A 16,533-nucleotide genomic window follows, 5' to 3' on the forward strand; every position below is an offset into this window, starting at 1 on the left:
TGTTCGTTTTACAAAAGCTGTTTGCATTGAAAAAGCGTTTCAAGAAGATACGTGAATGTTATGATGCTTTGCGAACAAAGAAAGGACCGCGAGACAGCCTACTGAATCACTCTCGTGAGGCACTGGCTATTTGTGACTTCCCTTTTCCGGAGTCATGACAAGTTCAGTGTCTGCTGTCTGCATACTCCTCCGGCTGCTCTCAAAGTCCTGGAAGGGGCGTTGGGCCATGAGGTACCGTCAGTGCGTCCGTGCGTTTTCCGCAGTCTCTATTTTCCTGTGCTTGTCAGCATTGGCCCAAGGGCCGTCCACGACGACTGCCTCTAAGACGGAGACACAAAGCAAAACGTTAGCAGCACCGTCCCATGATGTAATCCTGATTCCTGGCCCCCTGCGTTCCTTTCTTCGTATGGCAGGGATTAGCCAGAAGGTCGATCCGGATGACGTGCTGCCGCTTCTGGCCCGGAATGTCTATCTGCGCGGCTACGAAGACGGCATTGAAACCGAGTTTCTCCGCCTGTTGGACCGATATGTGCATCAAGCACGCGAACTTGAGGCCCTTGCCGGTCCGGATGGCACCATTCACACAGCCAACTGCCAGCAGGCCAGCCAGTTGCTGCAGGTCCTTGGCTATCAGCTTCACGGCGCCTGCGGCCAGAGAAGCTCCTATTTAATGACGGCCAATCCGGAACGGGCCTTTCTGACAATTGACTCCGGCTTTCCGCTCACACAGCTGGAGCAGTCGCTTCAGAAGAACCTGCCCTTCTCTTACGCATACCCGGTAGAACGTGTCCCCGTGATCTTCCACGAGAGCGACTGGGCCGGCATCACTCCCTGGCGGAAAAAGGGCGTGACCGACCTGATCGAAGTCTTGATTCATGATCCGGATGTGGCGCGCCTGTACTCTGCTCTATCCAAAAATGACGAAGAAACCCGTGAGGCCCTGCGCCGCTCTCCGGGACTGAAAAAGCTTCTTCCTTATGCTGCGGTCCTCGACTTCTACGGCAGTCAGATTGCCATCCGCTCGGGCCGCGTAGTGGTGCCCGGCGGAAACAGCGCAGAGCAGGGCTGGAAAGATCTTGTGGGAGCGTCCCCACAGTCCTATGGTGACTTTGTTTCTCATCTGGTGGCCAGAGACAAGGGCTGGCTGGCTGTTTACTATGATGTGCTCGCGCGCATTCCCGTCGAGCAGCAAGCACGGCTGACAGAGCCGACCCGGCTCCGGCGTCTGTATGAGGCCTATCGCTCATCCGGCCCGGACCCCAGCGCGACAAAAGGCGTTTTCCGCAAGGGGTCTGACCTGCTGATTCTGTACAGCCGTCTTCCCTGGACCCTGGACGGACAGCCTTATGTTCCGGGAAATCTGGAGATCTGGCGCGAGGTCCTGGAGCAGAAGGCCGACTCAAAGTTTACGCATGAATGGGCGCACCGCTCGCGGAACTGGAACAATCCGGAGCAGCTGCTGGAGGCCCTCGTTGCCTTCTCGCGCCTGGAAACGGAGACCGGCCCGGTGCAGATTTATCTCACCCTGAGCGAAATCGACAAAAGGCGCGGGCCGGACAAACGGCTTTCCGACGGGGCGGTGCGCATGATTGCCGCAAAGTACAACCAGTACAAAAGCTGGTATGCCGTCTTTGCAGAATTTCCCGGCCTGAATGACACCTCCATTTTTGATTTTGTCAACGTTGCCGAGGCCATGAACAAAATCCCTAACCCCTCTCTGCGCGCCAATACACTGGGCGCCTTTCAGGCCAACACGGGCCTTTGGCAGATCCTGGCCCGCCAAGGGGAAATCCCCTCCTCACAAATGAGCTCTTCCTGGCAAAGTGTGGTTGAGCCGTTTGCGAAGATCACCAATTCCGTCCAGCTTTTTGATGCCGCGCGTAGCTCCGTGAATGGACTGATGCTGGCCGTCACCGGATCGGCCAACTGGTCGCAGGATGATCTGGTGGAGATGCTGGCAGGGCCTCCGCAGCCGACCTCAGACAGACAGCGTGTGCGCGACGCAATCGCGACTAAAATCCATACTGTGCTTGACGACCAGAGACTGGCCTCTCTGGACACTTTGTTTGCCCTGGGAGATGGACTGGACCAGATGGCCAAAGGCAAGGGAGACAATGACCGGATGCTCGCCCTGGCCAATCAGCTTAAAGACTTTGAGCTGCCTCGGCCCATCTTTACCAAGAGTGAAAAAATTGAGTGGTCGCCGGTGGTCTATAGCAGCCGCCATGCTGAACTGCAAGCCAAGACCGATCTGGCAAAACTGATCAAGACCTCTGCGTCTCCTGCGCAACTGGAAGCCGCACGCGGGCAGCTTGCTCCGTTTCTGCGCGACACGCTGGTAGGGCTGAATTATGCATACTATGAGCCACCAGGAGCACAAATTCTGCACAACAATCCGCTCTTTGTGCGTTCGCACGATTTTGCCGGAATCACTATTATTGGCGCAGAGCAGCTTTGGGGACCACCGGACCTGATCGGCATTGGCACTCCTGCCGGGGGCGGCGCTTACCTGATGGGTTCGCTCGCTGACCTTCCCTATGCGCTCGCAACAGTCGAAGAAGACTTTATTTCTCCGGAAAATGTGCAGGCGCTTATCTGGAAAGAGATGGTACCTGACCTTCTGGTCAATGCCACGCTTGCGCGCTGGTGGCGAGTGGACCAGAACGAATTGCACGCCGTGGCGCTCTACCAGCGGTCCGGAGAAGAAATTCTGCGCGCCGCCGCATCCGACCCTGCGCTGCGGAGCAAAGTCCTTGCCATCTTTTCGCAAAGAATGTCGCCCCAGCGTCTTGAGCAGGTGGATATGGCGCTTCAGCGGCCCGAGGCCCTGGATACCCTACGGCCTCCCCTGCTTCCCGCTGACAGCTTCTATCTTGCCGCAGGATTTCGCAAAGACTTCCCCGCACAGTTTGCCTCCTTTGGGCCGGCCAGCCGCGAGCTGAATGAACTGTGCAGCAAGGACCCCGTGGATACTGAAATCGAAAAGATCTCAGAGGACTTTGGCGTCCCGCACCCCACGCTTACGCACAATTACACGCGCGAACTTCTGAATGAAAAGCCCTTCCCTGTCTTTGGTGGCTACTCCTACCGGCTGTTTGGAGAGTCTTGGGAATCGAGTAATCTCTATTGGGCGCGCCTGGCCGATGAGATGGGCTACTCTCCGGCCATGCTCAACCAGCTGGTTCCCGAACTGACTACCCGCATGGTGGCCAAGATCTTCGCCACGGACCTGGATGATTGGCCCGCAATTGCACGCGCCATGCAGGAGGCCGGAGCAGAGTTCCGGCAGAAGAAAGATTCCACTTTACAGGCGGTAAATTCCACCCTCTCACAGGAACCGGCCCGTTGAAACAGGTGCATTATGATGAAACGCCTCTTGTCTTCAGGTCTGCTGGCATTGCTTTTGCTGAGCAGTAAGAGCATTGGCAGTCCGGCCTTTGCGCAGGAAGACCCTTCCCACATTCGCGTCAATGTGGTCCTGGTGCAGTTGAACATCGCTGTAACCGACCGCAAAGGTCACTACATTACCGGACTGCGCCCGGAAAACTTCCAGGTCATGGAAGACAAAATTCCGGAGAGGATTGCAACTTTTGAAGAAGGCAATGGCCCTGTAGTGAAGGTAAGCGGGACCCCGCCGTCCAGTGCTGGAAATCTGATAGCACAAAACAGCGGGCCTACAGCACCGACCCCTGGAGGTATGAAGTTTATGGACAGCACGATGGGATCCGTAAACACGCCGCTGGCCGGGGCCAATGTTTTTATCTTGTTTGATACGAGCAACTACATGTATCGCGGCTTTGTCTTCGCCCAGGACGCCATTGCCAATTTTGTCCGTTCGCTGGAAGGCGTGGACCGCGTGGCCTTCTACTCTTATAGTCGCGACCTTTCACGTGCCACCCAGCTTACCTCTGACCGGGCCGCGGTCATGCAGGGTGTCCGTAGCACAGTGGCCGGAGACGACGCGGCACTCTATAACTCGCTCCTGATGACGGTGAAAGATGCCGCTCCCCTGCGCGGACGCAAGGCCATCGTAGTATTTTCCAACGGCCCAGACAATGCCAGTTCCGTTCCTCCGGAAGACGTGGCCGAGCTGGCCCAGTCCACCGGGACGATCATTTATATGATCAGCACGCAGCAGGCGCAGGGAGATCCAGTTTCTACCGCGGTGTTTGAGCGCATGAGCAAAGCGACCGGCGGCAAGGCCTACTTTGCAAAGAACTGGGAAGATGAAAAGCGGGCCTTTGGTTCGATTCGAGAAGACCTGGCGCACCTGTATTCCATCAGCTATTATCCGCAACCCAACCCAAACCGTGGGTGGCGCGCAATCTCAGTCAAGCTGGTAGGACACGGCCTGGAGAAGTACCACGTGCGCACCCGTGATGGCTATCGTCTGCGCCAGCAAACGCAGTGATCGAGCGGGGCTTATTTCCACCAAGTGTAGCCAATCTGAAATTGCAGGCTGGCGTTGACTCCCGGATTGCGGTCGCCCAGAGATGCACTGGAAATATGAACCGCATTGATACCGAGAGTGATCGACTGCCGGTCTTTTAAGAAATAGTGAAGACCAATACCCGCCTGGGGGGTGAAATTCCACACGCTGGTCCCTCCCGGCTCGCCGTGAGGAACAATAATGTCCGGGGGATATTTGTGGTTGGTCCAGACCAGCCCGCCTGCACCCTGAAACCAGGGGACCATGCGCCTGCCCGGCTTGAAGTTCCAGCGAAGAATGATGGGTGTGATACTGACGCCCGTAAAGGTACCGCCGTTGTAGGGCAGCAGCACCTCTCCCGTCTGCCCCTCATAGCTGTATTTCGTCCATTGCAGATGCGGCGCCGGAGTAAAAGACTGCCAGTATGGCATCAGTTCTCCGGCACACTCAAATTGTCCACGCAGAAGGCCCGGCAGATGCTGGTCTGTGATGACTTTTCCCAAGCGAATGCCCGCGCTGGCAAAGGTGAAATCGGACCGGTCACCCACCCCGACTCCTCCCTGAAAGAAAGGCCCAAACTCCCATGGCCGGGTAGCCAGCGCTGCGGAGGCCGGACTTTGATTTGCAGGAGCCGGAGTGCCCTGGGCCATCATGGAGATTGCAACGAAAAAAGAAGCAGCAGCAGCGAAAGCAACAACAAGTTTTTTATGCATGAGTCTCGGTCTTCTTTAATACTCCATTGTCAGATAAAGTACAGGAACATCTTCCCTTGAAGAAAAAAGGCCCGATGAAAAGATGGCCGCCCGAAGCGGCCACCTTTTCCTGTTTGGGTCAGTCTCAGCCCGCGACCTCTTCCAGCTGTTTTGCATCCATGTCGAAATTGGAATAAACGTTCTGCACGTCGTCGTGGTCTTCCAGGGCCTCCAGCAAACGGACCATCTGCGCCGCCGTAGACCCTTCAAGCTTGGTATAGGTCGACGCGATCATTGTCACCTCTGACATGACCGTTTCAATACCGGCATCGCGAACTGCCTGGGCGACTGCCTCAAAATTCTGCGGATCCGTAAGGATTTCCCAGGTATCACCCTCATCATTCAGGTCTTCACCGCCGGCTTCCAGCACAATGCTCATCAACTTCTCTTCATCTGCTGCGCTTTTTGGGACCGCGATCACGCCTTTCTTGGTGAACATAAAGCGCACAGAGCCGGTTTCCCCCAGGTTCCCACCATGTTTTGAGAACATGTGCCTGATTTCGCTGACCGTGCGGTTCCGATTGTCGGTCGTGCACTCGACGATGATCGCCACCCCGCCCGGGCCGTATCCTTCAAATGTGATTTCTTCGTAGACCGCACCCGGTAGCTCGCCGGTCCCTCGCTGGATGGCGCGCTTGATGTTGTCTGCCGGCATGTTTTCTGCTTTCGCAGCGGCAATGGCAGTTCGCAGACGCGGATTTCCATCAGGGTCCCCGCCGGCCCTGGCTGCAATGGTGATTTCCTTTATCAGGCGCGTAAAAATCTTGCCGCGCTTGGCGTCAAGGGCGCCCTTCTTGTGCTTGATACTGTGCCATTTGGAATGGCCGGACATGGCAAACCTCGGAAGCTGTTTTTTGTGATGGAATCTGCGGCAAAATGCTGAAACTCGTATGGCTTAGAGCAATTGCCGCAACTGTTCAGTATAACAGGGCAGCGTAGACCTCCATCCCGTGTATAAATTCCATTTATACACCCTGTGAAACCGGGCCGATGCCCCAACGGACTTCCGCTGCATCCACATCCAGCGGGCCTGGAAGGCACTCTGGTCCCCGGCATGGAGACGCTATCCGCGATGAGGATGTCTGGACGCAACCTTTTTGCCTGCCTCGCGCTTTGCCTTCTGTCTGTTTTGTTGCTTCCGGGACAGACAACAACAGCAGCAGATGCCTCCCAGTCCGGGGGTATCGGTGCCCAGCCCCTGCCGATGCCTCCGATGGCCGGCCCTCTGCAAAGTGCGTCTCCTCACTGGATAGAAGGCGGCAAGCTGGCCGTCACTGGCATCCTGAGCGGGTACGCTTCCACGCAGACGAACCACATTGCTGGAGATGCATCTTCGCACTTTGACATTTCCAACGCCCAAGTATTTGTACAGAAGCCGGCAGGCTGGTGGCAGTTCTATCTTCAGGGCGGAGCTTATAGTTTGCCAACGCTCGGGTCCCCCCAGCTTTCCAGCACAGACGCCATGAAGGACCTGTACGGCCCTTTCCCGCAAGGGTACCTGAAGCTCGCCAAGGGAAATTTCGATGTGAAAGCCGGTGCATTGCCCACCCTGATTGGCGCGGAATATACCTTCACCTTCCAGAACATGAACATCCAGCGCGGGCTGCTGTGGAACCAGGAAAATGCCGTCAATCGCGGTCTGCAGATGGACTGGAGCCACAGCAAACTCAGCACCTCCTTCAGTTGGAATGATGGTTTTTATTCCAATCGCTACCGTTGGCTTACCGGTTCCCTTTCCTGGACTTTCAATGCCGCCAACAGCCTGTGTTTTGCCGCTGGCGGCAATGCTGGAGCGAATGCCAGAAACACTTCGGCAACGCCGCTCTATCTCAACAATGAGCAGGTCTACAATCTCATCTACACCTACACTAAAGGAAATTGGGTGATTCAGCCGTACTTTCAATACACAGATGTGCCTACCCATCCGAGTATCGGGATTCAACAGGGTGCTGGTACAAAGGGCGGCGCTTTGCTGATGAATTACAGTTTTCCGCACGGCTTTTCTCTGGCCACGCGAGAGGAATATCTAAAAAGCACGGGAAGCCCCGCACGAGGTTCCATCAATCTGCTCTATGGCCCAGGCAGTGGCGCGTTCAGCTTTACCGCGAGTCCGGCCTACCGGAAAGACGCGTTCTTCCTTCGCGGAGAGTTGGCCATCGTCCATGCAACTGACATGGCTCCCGGTGCTGCATTCGGTCCTTCTGGCATGGAGGCCACACAGACGCGAGGCACCATCGAGGCCGGCTTCCTGTTCTGAGTACCTGAAGGCGCCCAGAAACCTGCCTGTCAGAACAAAATTTCCGATTGGTTTCATATAGCGGTATGAAGGACACGGTCCTGTATTGACAGGGCTTTTCTAGCCTCTCTATACCCTCATTGCAGAAGTAGAAAGAATTCCTCTTTTGAAAGGAGTCATGTATGTCCAGAAAAGGGATGACATTTCTGGTCAGGACTCTTCTTGTTGCATGGGTTGCTCTATGGAGTACGGGTTTGCTCTTCGCACAGGCGGTCTCAATCGCTTCGGTATCCGGCCGTGTCACCGATCCCCAAGGTGCTGCCGTCAGTGGAGCAGATGTGAAAATCACCTCAACAGAAACCGGAGCTGTACGCAGCGCTGTCACAAACAATGAAGGGTTGTACAGCATTCCAAACCTGCCGATTGGCGAATACACCCTGGAGGTCACCTCGGCTGGCTTTCAGGCTTATGTGCAAAAAGGGATCTCGCTGCGCGTCAATGACAATATTCAGATCAATGTTCCGCTGAGCGTAGGCAATGTGTCCCAGCAAGTGACCGTAAGCGCAGCCGCGCAAATGGTACAAACGCAGGACAACAGCATCTCACAGGTGATTGACCAGCACCGTATTGCAGAACTCCCGCTGAATGGACGCCAGGCCACACAGCTCATTCTGATTTCTGGTGCAGCGGTAACAACTCCCGGCGGCGACATGACGGGAAGTAAGAATTTCTACAGCTCTACAACGATATCAGTCGCTGGAGGTCAGGCAAACCAACTCAATTACCTCTTAGACGGAGGCGACAACAACGACACCTTTTCCAATGTGAACCTGCCCTTTCCTTTCCCAGATGCACTGCGCGAATTCAGTGTTGAGACAAATGCTCTGCCTGCGCGCAATGGGCTGCACCCGGGAGGCGTCGTCAACATTGTTACGCAGTCCGGAAGCAATCAATTTCACGGAGTGGTCTTTGAGTTTCTTCGCAACAATGTCCTGAATGCAACCAATTTTTTCAGCACCAAACGCGATACGCTCAAACGTAACCAGTTTGGCGGGACGCTGGGTGGACCATTGATCCATGACAAGCTCTTCTTCTTTGGCGGATATCAGGGGACCCGGAACCGTCAGACGCCAAACTCAGCAACAGCCTACATTCCGACTCCGGCCGCATTACAAGGCGACTGGTCGGCGATGGAATCGGCGGCATGCCAGTCCAGCGGAAAGGCGCGGACAATTAAAAACCCCTACACTGGCCAGGTATTTGCGAACAATCAGGTGCCCACCACTCTTTACAACTCAGCTTCTCTGGCCCTGCTGCAATATCTGCCTGCCACCAGTGACCCATGCGGAAAGGTTGTCTACGGAATTCCCACGACTGGAGACGAAGACCAGGGAATCATTCGCCTTGATTACACGTTCAATTCAAGGCAGCAACTCTATGGCCGGTACTTTATTGTGGATTACCGGAATCCCGCAGTCTTTGATGGCAAAAACATTCTGGTAACGACGAATCCGGGAAATCTTGAACGAGCACAGGCATTTACTCTGGGTGATACCTGGACCCTCTCTGCGAATCTCGTCAATTCGGCCCACGCTACCGTGACTCGTCGGCGCGATGACCGCGGTCCGTCGCCAAACATGATCAACGGAAGCAAACTAGGCATCAACACATATTTTTATGTACCGAATGATCTGAGGCTGTCTGTCAGCAATGGCTTCAATACGAGTTGTGGCACCTGCGCTCCTGGATTCTTCAACGTAACCACCGGTCAAGCCGCAGATGACGTGGATTTCCTCAAGGGCCGACACCAATTTGCCTTTGGCGCTGACTTCATCCGCACGGACAATAATCTGCTGACAGGTTATCTTGAAAACGGCTACTACCAGTTCAATGGCCAGTTTTCCAATGACCCCTTGCTGGATTTTATGCTTGGCGCGATGAATGGCTATGGACAGAGCCGTCCGCAACAGGTGGCCATGCGCGAGAGCATTGTCGGAGTTTATGGGCAAGACACGATCCATGCGAACCGTCATCTGGTAGTCAACCTGGGCCTCCGCTGGGAACCGCAGCTTTTCCCGCATGATTATTTTCACCGCGGCAGCACGTTTTCGCGGGCGGCCTTTGATGCGGGCCAGAAAAGCACGGTTTTCACCAATGCGCCGGCAGGGTCTTTCTATTATGGAGACAAAGGCGTTCCGGCAGCCTTCACGCAAAATACGCTCACTAATTTTTCGCCGCGCTTTGGACTGGTGTTCGACCCACGCGGTGACGGCAGGCAAACATTCCGCGCTGGATTTGGATTGCTCTACGACTCAGGAATGCTTTATGCAACCCAGCGACTCACCTCCAATCCGCCTTTTGTGAATGAAATTGATTTAACCGGAGCCAATGGGCCGGGCGGATCTATCCTGTTCAATCAACCCTGGTCGGGCTATTCCACCGGCAACCCATTTCCGGTGCCGTATCCGCCGCCTTCCAATGTGAGTTTCCCGCAGTTTCCTCTATTTGTTGTGCTTCCGAAGCAGGTAAAGCCCACTTACATTGAACAATGGAACGCCAGCTATCAGCTAGGGTTTGCAAACAACTGGCTCTTTTCGATGTCTTACTTGGGAAACCGAACGCTCCACGTTTGGGGAGGGCTCCCCATCAATCCGGCTGTATATCTGCCGGGCAATTGTGGTTCTGCTGCATGTTCGACCACAAAGAACACCAATCAGCGTCGAGTTCTCTATCTGGCCAATCCGGCCCAGGGCCAATACTATGGCAGCATTTTGTTATTGCGCGACAGCGGAGTGGCCAACTACAACGGAATGCTCGTCTCTGTAGAGCACCGGATGGCTTCCAACTTTACCATCCTTGCGAATTACACATGGTCTAAATGTCTCAGCGACACGGATTTTGACGGGGACATTCGCCAGTCAAATTACCAAAACCCTGTAAATCCCGGGCCGACTATTCTCATTGCAATTTTGATGTTCCTCATCTTTTCAACCTCACCGCGGTTGCCCTGAGCCACTTTTCCGGAAGCTGGCAGCAAAAGATTTTCGGCAACTGGCAAATCGCGCCGCTTGTCCGGATTTCCAGCGGAATGCCAGCGAATATCACCTCGGGGCAGGACTATTCCTTAACTGGGACAAGCATGGACCGACCGAATCTTATCGGCGATCCCTATCTCTCCCACCGGACCTGCACCCAGGCCGTCTGCCAGTGGCTGAACCCGGCTTCCTTTGTAAAAAATGCTGCGGGAACCTTTGGCAATATGCCGCGCAATGGGGTGCGCACTCCAACCTATTTCGATGTTGATGCCGCGCTGAGCCGCATCTTTCCGGTCACGGAACGCTGGCAGATTGAAGGACGCTTCGAGTCCTTCAATCTACTCAACCACCCGAACTTTGGAAATTCAGCAGGAAACCTTTCCACAAGCCTGAATTCAAGTTCTACTTTCGGAAGAATCACCGCAGCCGGAGATCCGCGCATCATGCAGGCAGCATTGAAAATTCGCTTCTAGCATGGCGGCCTGTCTTCGTTCCGAAAACAGGCCGCTTTTCAAGTTGTGCGTCTGGCATCGATTGCTTCACGCATGGCATAAAACGCGGGCATCGGATGATACTCCGCATCAAAGGGCAAGGGACGCTGCGGCTGACCGTCGCTGCGTCCATGCTCATGATTGAGCCATGTGTACTTGTCGGTTATGCCCCAGGTAAGTACGGCGGTGACGTTGGGCTCAGCCAGCATCATCCGCAGATAGTCTCCGTACAGGCTGCCAACCAACTTGTCGCGCTCGGCAGGCGCTCCCTGCAGCTTGTGATCCGAGACGTCAAGTTCAGTAATGAACACCTGCATGTCCATCTTTCTTAATTCACGTACAAAATCGCGCAGTCCGTTTCCGGGTCTTTGTTCTCCAGCCGTCAGATGACTTTGCACGCCCACAGCGTCTATGGAAACACCGCGCTTTTTCATGCCTCGAACCAAGTCCAATACCCTGCGGCGCTTCTCTGTTTGTTCCGGCGTATCCAACTCGATGCCGTAATCGTTATATGTCAGCAGCGCCTTCGGGTCTGCCCGCCTTGCCGTGCGAAATGCGATGTCAATGTATTCCGGCCCCAAGAGCATTAACCACGGAGACTTACGCAAACCATCGGGACGCCCGTCTTTCGGTTCGATGGCCTCGTTGACCACGTCCCAGGAATGCAGCCTTCCCGCGTAATGACCGGCCACGGTGCAGATGTGTTCGGTCAGGACCTGCTTTGCATTGTCCTTTGTCACCATAGAGTGAAACCAGTCTGGAAGCGCCTGGTGCCAGCAGAGATTGTGCCCGCGGACCCGCTGCTGGTGCGCATCGGCAAAGGCCAGGATCGTATCTGCCGGGGCGAAATCGTACCGGTGCGGGGCCGGATGTAGCGCCTGCCATTTCATCGCGTTCTCAGCCACCAGAAGATTTTCCTGTTCCGCTACAGTCTCTGCATAGATGGGCTCGCCGCGTAGCTTTTCTGGCACAACGGCACAGCCTACCAGCAGGCCGCGTGCTTCAGCATGAGCACGCAATGTATCGGGTGGCGGGAAAGAAGGCAGCATACGGGCCATTCCTGCGCAAAGAGCACCACGAACAAACTCCCGGCGCGCAAGTCTTTCTCTCATTGTTCCAGGCCCCGCGACGTAAACTTCCTGAACCGGTCCATTTCTGCGGTCCAGCGCAAAAACCGCAGAAGCTGCCACTTCTCCTGCCACAGGAAGGAAATGACCTCCCGCGTGTGCAGGGTTTCGGCCCTTTTGCCGGAATATGTCTCGATGCGCCACTTCAGATATTCGCTCTGCCACGGCCTGGTGCGGTGGCCGCGAGTTGCATTCCACAGAAAGCGCAGCGGGGCAAGCATCACCTGCATCATACTGCATTTCCGTTTGCCGGATGCGCGCCCTTTTCCTACACTTTCAGCCATGACGATTTCAGCACGTACTCTGGGAGCGCTGAAGCTGCAAGTGCGCGAATCGCTGATTGCCCGCGTCCTGCAACTCCCCATTCAGCAGTTCATTCATACACAAGGCGTCAGCAGCGCATTTCTGCTGGCTGCTGCACTGCTTGCGCTGATTTGGGCCAACTCACCATGGAGTGCGTCCTATGATCACATCTGGCACATTCATCTCACCCTCTCCGGCTTAGACCTGCCCGTGCACGAATGGATCAACGATGCACTCATGGCCCTCTTCTTTTTCCTTGTTGGCATGGAAATCAAGCAGGAACTGATTCATGGAGAACTCAGAGACCTGCGCCAGGCCAGCTTACCCATCTTCGGCGGCCTCGGCGGAATGGTCTTTCCTGCACTGATCTACGCGCTTTTTAACCATGCCCGGCCCAGTGCGCATGGCTGGGGTGTTCCCATGGCTACGGACATTGCTTTTTCCCTTGGTGTCCTGGCCCTGGTCAAAAACATTCCCTCAGAGCTCAAAGTCTTTCTGCTTTCTCTGGCAATTGCCGATGACATTGGAGCCATCGCCGTCATCGCTGTTTTTTATACCGACACGCTCCATCTTCAGGCCCTGCTCATTGCCGCCCTTCTGGTCATTGTCATCCTGCTGTGTCGCAGAATTGGTATCCGGCGGCAGATTTTTTACGCTGCGCTCGGTTTTGCGGTCTGGCTTGCGACCCTGCGCTCGGGCATCCATGCCACAATTGCAGGCGTTGTTTTAGGATTGCTGGTGCCGGTTACACCAAGTGTCCCGCTGGACCAGTTTTCAAGCGTCTGTAGCGAAATGCTTGAGGAGTTCAAAAAGGCGGAGGCCGCGGGGGACACTTCCCTTGCCAGCCGCCAGCTTGGGGCCATGGAATACCTCATCGCCAACACCGAATCCCAGGCCGACCGCATCACAAGAAAGCTGCACGACTGGATTGCATTTCTTGTTCTGCCCCTGTTCGCACTCTCGAATGCAGGAGTGACCTTTACCCTCAATACCTGGAAGGCCCTTCTGCACAGCCCGTTGGCATGGGGAGTGCTGCTCGGATTATTGGCCGGAAAGCCCCTAGGCATCACCCTTTCCTGCTGGCTCGCTGTCCGGACGAAGATCGCCAGCCTACCGCCGGCAGTGAACTGGAGGCAGATTGCCAGCGTCGGCGTAATTGCCGGCATCGGCTTTACCGTCTCACTTTTCATCAGCGCACTGGCCTTCTCGGATCCTGTGCAATTGGGTGCAGCCAAGACCGCTGTTCTGCTCGCTTCCCTGCTGGCTGGAGTTTCCGGCTATGTCTGCCTGAATCGCTCTACGCGAAAAACCGGCCCCTCGCAGTGATAGGCCCCAGGGCGAGCCATTTTTCAGGAACCCGGCGAGGGCCTTTCGGTGTCTAACAAAATAGAGTGAGCGAGACACTCGGCCGCCGGCGGTTTTTAGGAAAATTCGGGCCTGGCCGCATGGCGGAAGTGCCAGACTCTTCTCCGGTTTGTTACTGTAGAAGGAGTAATCTGGGGTGCAAGCAGGAACAGCAGTGGGAAATCTTGCAGGCGTCATCGCTGTCCGGCCTGAAGAGGCCGAAATCGTTGCAGAGCTGAAGGCCGGCTCTGAAGAGGCCTTTGCATGGCTGATTTCTACCTATCATCAGCCCATTTACAGCGTGATTGCACGCATCCTGCAGAACCCTGCCGATGCTCCGGACGTCACTCAAGACGTTTTTATCAAAGTCTTCCGCAATATTCATAGCTTTCACGGTCATTCCAGCCTGCGCACATGGCTTTATCGCATTGCACTGCATGAGGCGTCGAACCGGCGCCGCTGGTGGTCGCGCCACTGTCGCCAGGAAGTGACGATTGAGGCGGAAACAGGACCCTCTTCGGAGGGACAAGCCCTCTGCATCAAGGACACCCTGGTGGATGAGCATAGCTCTCCCTTTGATATGGCAGCGAATGAAGAAATTCGCGCCCATGTGGAAGCCGCCTTACGCGAGGTCCCGGAGCCGTTCCGCACCGTTCTCGTGCTGCGAGACATCGAAGGATTTGCCTACGAAGAGATCGCTGAGGTCCTCAACGTTCATCTTGGCACCGTGAAGTCGCGTCTTATGCGAGGACGCGCACAACTGAAGGCACGCCTTGCCCCCTTTGCCGAAGCCGCTGGTCGAATCCCCGGAGGAGCGGCGCGGTTTTCTGCTGTTGCCTGCCCAAAGGAGGCATCATGAGCACGTGCTCCAGCATTCGTCCTCAGTTTTCTGAATACCTCGACAGCACGCTTTCCGGAATTGCCATGCAGAAGGTCGCCCGTCACCTGGAAGCATGTGCAAAATGTTCCGCCGAATTTGCCGGCTGGCGACATGCCCAGCAAATGCTCGCAGACCTTGGCCCGGCCAAGGCCCCACCGGACCTTGCTTTGCGCCTGCGGGTTGCCATCTCTCAGGAAAAGACCCACACACCACGCCAGAGCCTGGCCCGCTGGCAGGTCCGCTGGCAGAACACGATTGCTCCGTTCTTATTGCAGGCCGCAGCTGGGTTTGCTAGCGCCGTTCTGTTGGTAGGGACTGTCGCTTTTCTGGTCGGCACTGTGGCAGCCCCGGTGCAGGCTTCGGCCCGCGATGATGAACCCCTGGGAAATGCTTCGGCTCCGCGCTTCTTGTATTCCATACCCGCGGCCACTCCGGCAGTCGTTGGCGAACGTGAAAATCCGGTCATTGTGCAGGCCTACGTGGACGGGACTGGCCGCGTCTACGACTACCGGATCCTCTCCGGACCAACGGATGCCCATACGCGCGCCATGGTTGAAAATCAACTGCTTTTTTCCGTCTTTGAACCGGCCCGGTTTTTCGGCCAGCCAGTCCCAGGAACGGTACTGCTCTCCTTTGCCGGCGTCTCCGTGCAGGGGTGAATGGGAGCAGCCTGCCCGGCAGTTTTTGAAATCCTCCTATCTGGCTGTTACATCTAAAGTTACAGAGATTACCCTGGAAAGGAATTTTCATGGCAAAAACCAAAGCGTATGCCGCATCTGCGGCCAAGGCGCCGCTTGCGCCTCACACAATTGAACGCCGCGAGCTGCGCGAGCATGACGTTGTGATTGACATCCGGTTTTGCGGCATCTGCCACTCAGACATCCATCAGGCACGCGATGAATGGGGGGGCGCCACGTTCCCCATGGTCCCCGGCCACGAAATCGCGGGCATCGTCAGCGCCGTCGGCCCCAAAGTCACCAAGTACAAAGTTGGCGACAAAGTCGGCGTAGGCTGCTTTGTGGACTCGTGCAGGAAGTGCACAGAGTGCCAGGCCGGGCTGGAACAGTATTGCTCTGTGCATACTTCCTGGACCTACAACGGAACAGAGCAGGACGGCACGACACCTACCTATGGCGGGTACTCTGAACGCATCGTCGTAGATGAAAACTATGTGCTTCGTCTGCCCGACCATCTGCCGCTCGATGCTTCGGCACCGTTGCTCTGTGCTGGAATCACACTCTACTCACCCCTGAAGCACTGGGCTGCCGGCCCGGGCAAAAAGGTGGCCATCGTCGGACTGGGCGGCCTCGGCCATATGGGCGTAAAGATTGCCCACGCCATGGGTGCTGAGGTCACGGTCCTGAGCCAATCGCTTAAGAAGCAGGCAGACGCCAAGCGGCTTGGGGCCACCCATTTTTACGCCACCTCTGACCCGGAGACCTTCACCAAGCTTGAACGCCACTTTGACCTCATCATCAACACGGTGTCCGCAGAGATGGACTACAACCAGTACCTGGAGCTGCTCAAGGTAGACGGCACGATGGTGCTGGTAGGCATCCCGGAAAAGCCGCACCAGATCCAATCTTTCTCCCTGATCATGGGACGGCGTAGCCTGGCCGGATCTGCCATCGGAGGCATTGCGGAAACCCAGGAGATGCTGGATTTCTGCGGAAAGCACAATATCGTCAGCGATATCGAGCTGGTCCCGATCCAGAAAGTCAATGAGGCCTACGAGCGCGTGCTCAAAAGCGATGTCCGCTACCGCTTTGTCATTGACATGGCTTCCCTATCCTGAAAATTCCTGCGTTGGCGGGAAGTTCTAACCCTGTCTGCGCGGGGAACTAAAGGAAGAAAACCTCAGGCAAGGCCCGTCAACCGGGCCTTTGCCTTTCAGGGGCCATCTGTGTTTGTTTGAAGGGCACGGTTCTCCATTGGA

The 16,533-nt window shown here is 55.8% G+C and carries 11 protein-coding genes and 1 pseudogene; 8 read left to right on the forward strand and 4 right to left on the reverse strand.

Features of this window, described 5'->3' with window-relative positions:
* Positions 1 to 406 precede the first annotated feature (406 nt).
* On the forward strand, positions 407 to 3,349 hold the full coding sequence (locus N655_RS0115060) for a hypothetical protein (protein WP_026443653.1): 2,943 nt from the start codon (positions 407 to 409) through the stop codon (positions 3,347 to 3,349).
* Between the two features lie 12 nt (positions 3,350 to 3,361).
* Positions 3,362 to 4,411: a VWA domain-containing protein gene (locus N655_RS19315; RefSeq protein ID WP_044934826.1), complete on the forward strand. Its 1,050-nt coding sequence runs from the start codon at positions 3,362 to 3,364 to the stop codon at positions 4,409 to 4,411.
* An 11-nt stretch (positions 4,412 to 4,422) separates the two neighbouring features.
* Here the strand turns inward: N655_RS19315 and N655_RS19320 are convergent, their stop codons facing one another.
* Both N655_RS19320 and N655_RS0115075 read right to left on the reverse strand, forming a co-directional pair.
* Complete coding sequence (locus tag N655_RS19320) at positions 4,423 to 5,142, reverse strand: acyloxyacyl hydrolase (protein WP_049961470.1); 720 nt, start codon at positions 5,140 to 5,142, stop codon at positions 4,423 to 4,425.
* A 124-nt stretch (positions 5,143 to 5,266) separates the two neighbouring features.
* A complete protein-coding gene (locus N655_RS0115075) occupies positions 5,267 to 6,013 on the reverse strand; it encodes a YebC/PmpR family DNA-binding transcriptional regulator (protein WP_026443654.1) in 747 nt (248 codons plus the stop codon).
* A 240-nt stretch (positions 6,014 to 6,253) separates the two neighbouring features.
* Here N655_RS0115075 and N655_RS19325 point away from each other — a divergent pair, with 240 nt between their 5' ends.
* Entirely contained in the window at positions 6,254 to 7,438 is a 1,185-nt protein-coding gene (locus N655_RS19325; protein ID WP_162173566.1) for an outer membrane beta-barrel protein, read from the forward strand.
* Between the two features lie 176 nt (positions 7,439 to 7,614).
* Positions 7,615 to 10,925, forward strand: a pseudogene (locus N655_RS19330) (TonB-dependent receptor).
* 38 nt (positions 10,926 to 10,963) lie between these two features.
* Here the strand turns inward: N655_RS19330 and N655_RS19335 are convergent.
* Positions 10,964 to 12,055, reverse strand: coding sequence for an endo-1,4-beta-xylanase (locus N655_RS19335; protein WP_044934829.1), 1,092 nt, complete (start codon positions 12,053 to 12,055; stop codon positions 10,964 to 10,966).
* The gene (locus N655_RS0115095) at positions 12,052 to 12,303 is read right to left on the reverse strand and encodes a hypothetical protein (RefSeq protein ID WP_238324782.1); all 252 of its coding nucleotides are present in this window, start codon (positions 12,301 to 12,303) and stop codon (positions 12,052 to 12,054) included. The genes N655_RS19335 and N655_RS0115095 overlap by 4 nt, the downstream gene beginning before the upstream one ends.
* 49 nt (positions 12,304 to 12,352) lie before the next feature.
* Here N655_RS0115095 and nhaA point away from each other — a divergent pair, with 49 nt between their 5' ends.
* The 4 genes from nhaA to N655_RS0115115 all read left to right on the forward strand — a co-directional run bounded on the left by nhaA (position 12,353) and on the right by N655_RS0115115 (position 16,392).
* Positions 12,353 to 13,699, forward strand: coding sequence for a Na+/H+ antiporter NhaA (gene nhaA, locus N655_RS0115100; protein WP_049961473.1), 1,347 nt, complete (start codon positions 12,353 to 12,355; stop codon positions 13,697 to 13,699).
* 193 nt (positions 13,700 to 13,892) lie between these two features.
* Entirely contained in the window at positions 13,893 to 14,576 is a 684-nt protein-coding gene (locus N655_RS0115105) for an RNA polymerase sigma factor (RefSeq protein WP_238324784.1), read from the forward strand.
* Complete coding sequence (locus N655_RS0115110; RefSeq protein WP_026443658.1) at positions 14,573 to 15,256, forward strand: anti-sigma factor family protein; 684 nt, start codon at positions 14,573 to 14,575, stop codon at positions 15,254 to 15,256. The genes N655_RS0115105 and N655_RS0115110 overlap by 4 nt, the downstream gene beginning before the upstream one ends.
* Positions 15,257 to 15,345: 89 nt before the next feature.
* Positions 15,346 to 16,392 carry an NAD(P)-dependent alcohol dehydrogenase gene (locus N655_RS0115115; protein WP_026443659.1) on the forward strand — a complete coding sequence of 349 codons (1,047 nt, stop codon included), beginning with the start codon at positions 15,346 to 15,348 and terminating at the stop codon, positions 16,390 to 16,392.
* The last annotated feature ends 141 nt before the right edge of the window (positions 16,393 to 16,533 follow it).

The organism is Pseudacidobacterium ailaaui (assembly GCF_000688455.1).
Taxonomy (GTDB): domain Bacteria; phylum Acidobacteriota; class Terriglobia; order Terriglobales; family Acidobacteriaceae; genus Pseudacidobacterium; species Pseudacidobacterium ailaaui.

What these genes read in the sequence shown, in the direction of transcription:
- N655_RS19335 (WP_044934829.1), bottom strand. Translation starts at nt 12,055, where the DNA reads ATGAGAGAAAGACTTGCGCGCCGGGAGTTTGTTCGTGGTGCTCTTTGC.
- N655_RS0115075 (WP_026443654.1), bottom strand. Translation starts at nt 6,013, where the DNA reads ATGTCCGGCCATTCCAAATGGCACAGTATCAAGCACAAGAAGGGCGCC.
- N655_RS0115060 (WP_026443653.1), top strand. Translation starts at nt 407, where the DNA reads ATGGCAGGGATTAGCCAGAAGGTCGATCCGGATGACGTGCTGCCGCTT.
- N655_RS0115110 (WP_026443658.1), top strand. Translation starts at nt 14,573, where the DNA reads ATGAGCACGTGCTCCAGCATTCGTCCTCAGTTTTCTGAATACCTCGAC.
- N655_RS19325 (WP_162173566.1), top strand. Translation starts at nt 6,254, where the DNA reads ATGAGGATGTCTGGACGCAACCTTTTTGCCTGCCTCGCGCTTTGCCTT.
- N655_RS0115095 (WP_238324782.1), bottom strand. Translation starts at nt 12,303, where the DNA reads ATGATGCAGGTGATGCTTGCCCCGCTGCGCTTTCTGTGGAATGCAACT.
- N655_RS19320 (WP_049961470.1), bottom strand. Translation starts at nt 5,142, where the DNA reads ATGCATAAAAAACTTGTTGTTGCTTTCGCTGCTGCTGCTTCTTTTTTC.
- nhaA (WP_049961473.1), top strand. Translation starts at nt 12,353, where the DNA reads ATGACGATTTCAGCACGTACTCTGGGAGCGCTGAAGCTGCAAGTGCGC.
- N655_RS19315 (WP_044934826.1), top strand. Translation starts at nt 3,362, where the DNA reads ATGATGAAACGCCTCTTGTCTTCAGGTCTGCTGGCATTGCTTTTGCTG.
- N655_RS0115115 (WP_026443659.1), top strand. Translation starts at nt 15,346, where the DNA reads ATGGCAAAAACCAAAGCGTATGCCGCATCTGCGGCCAAGGCGCCGCTT.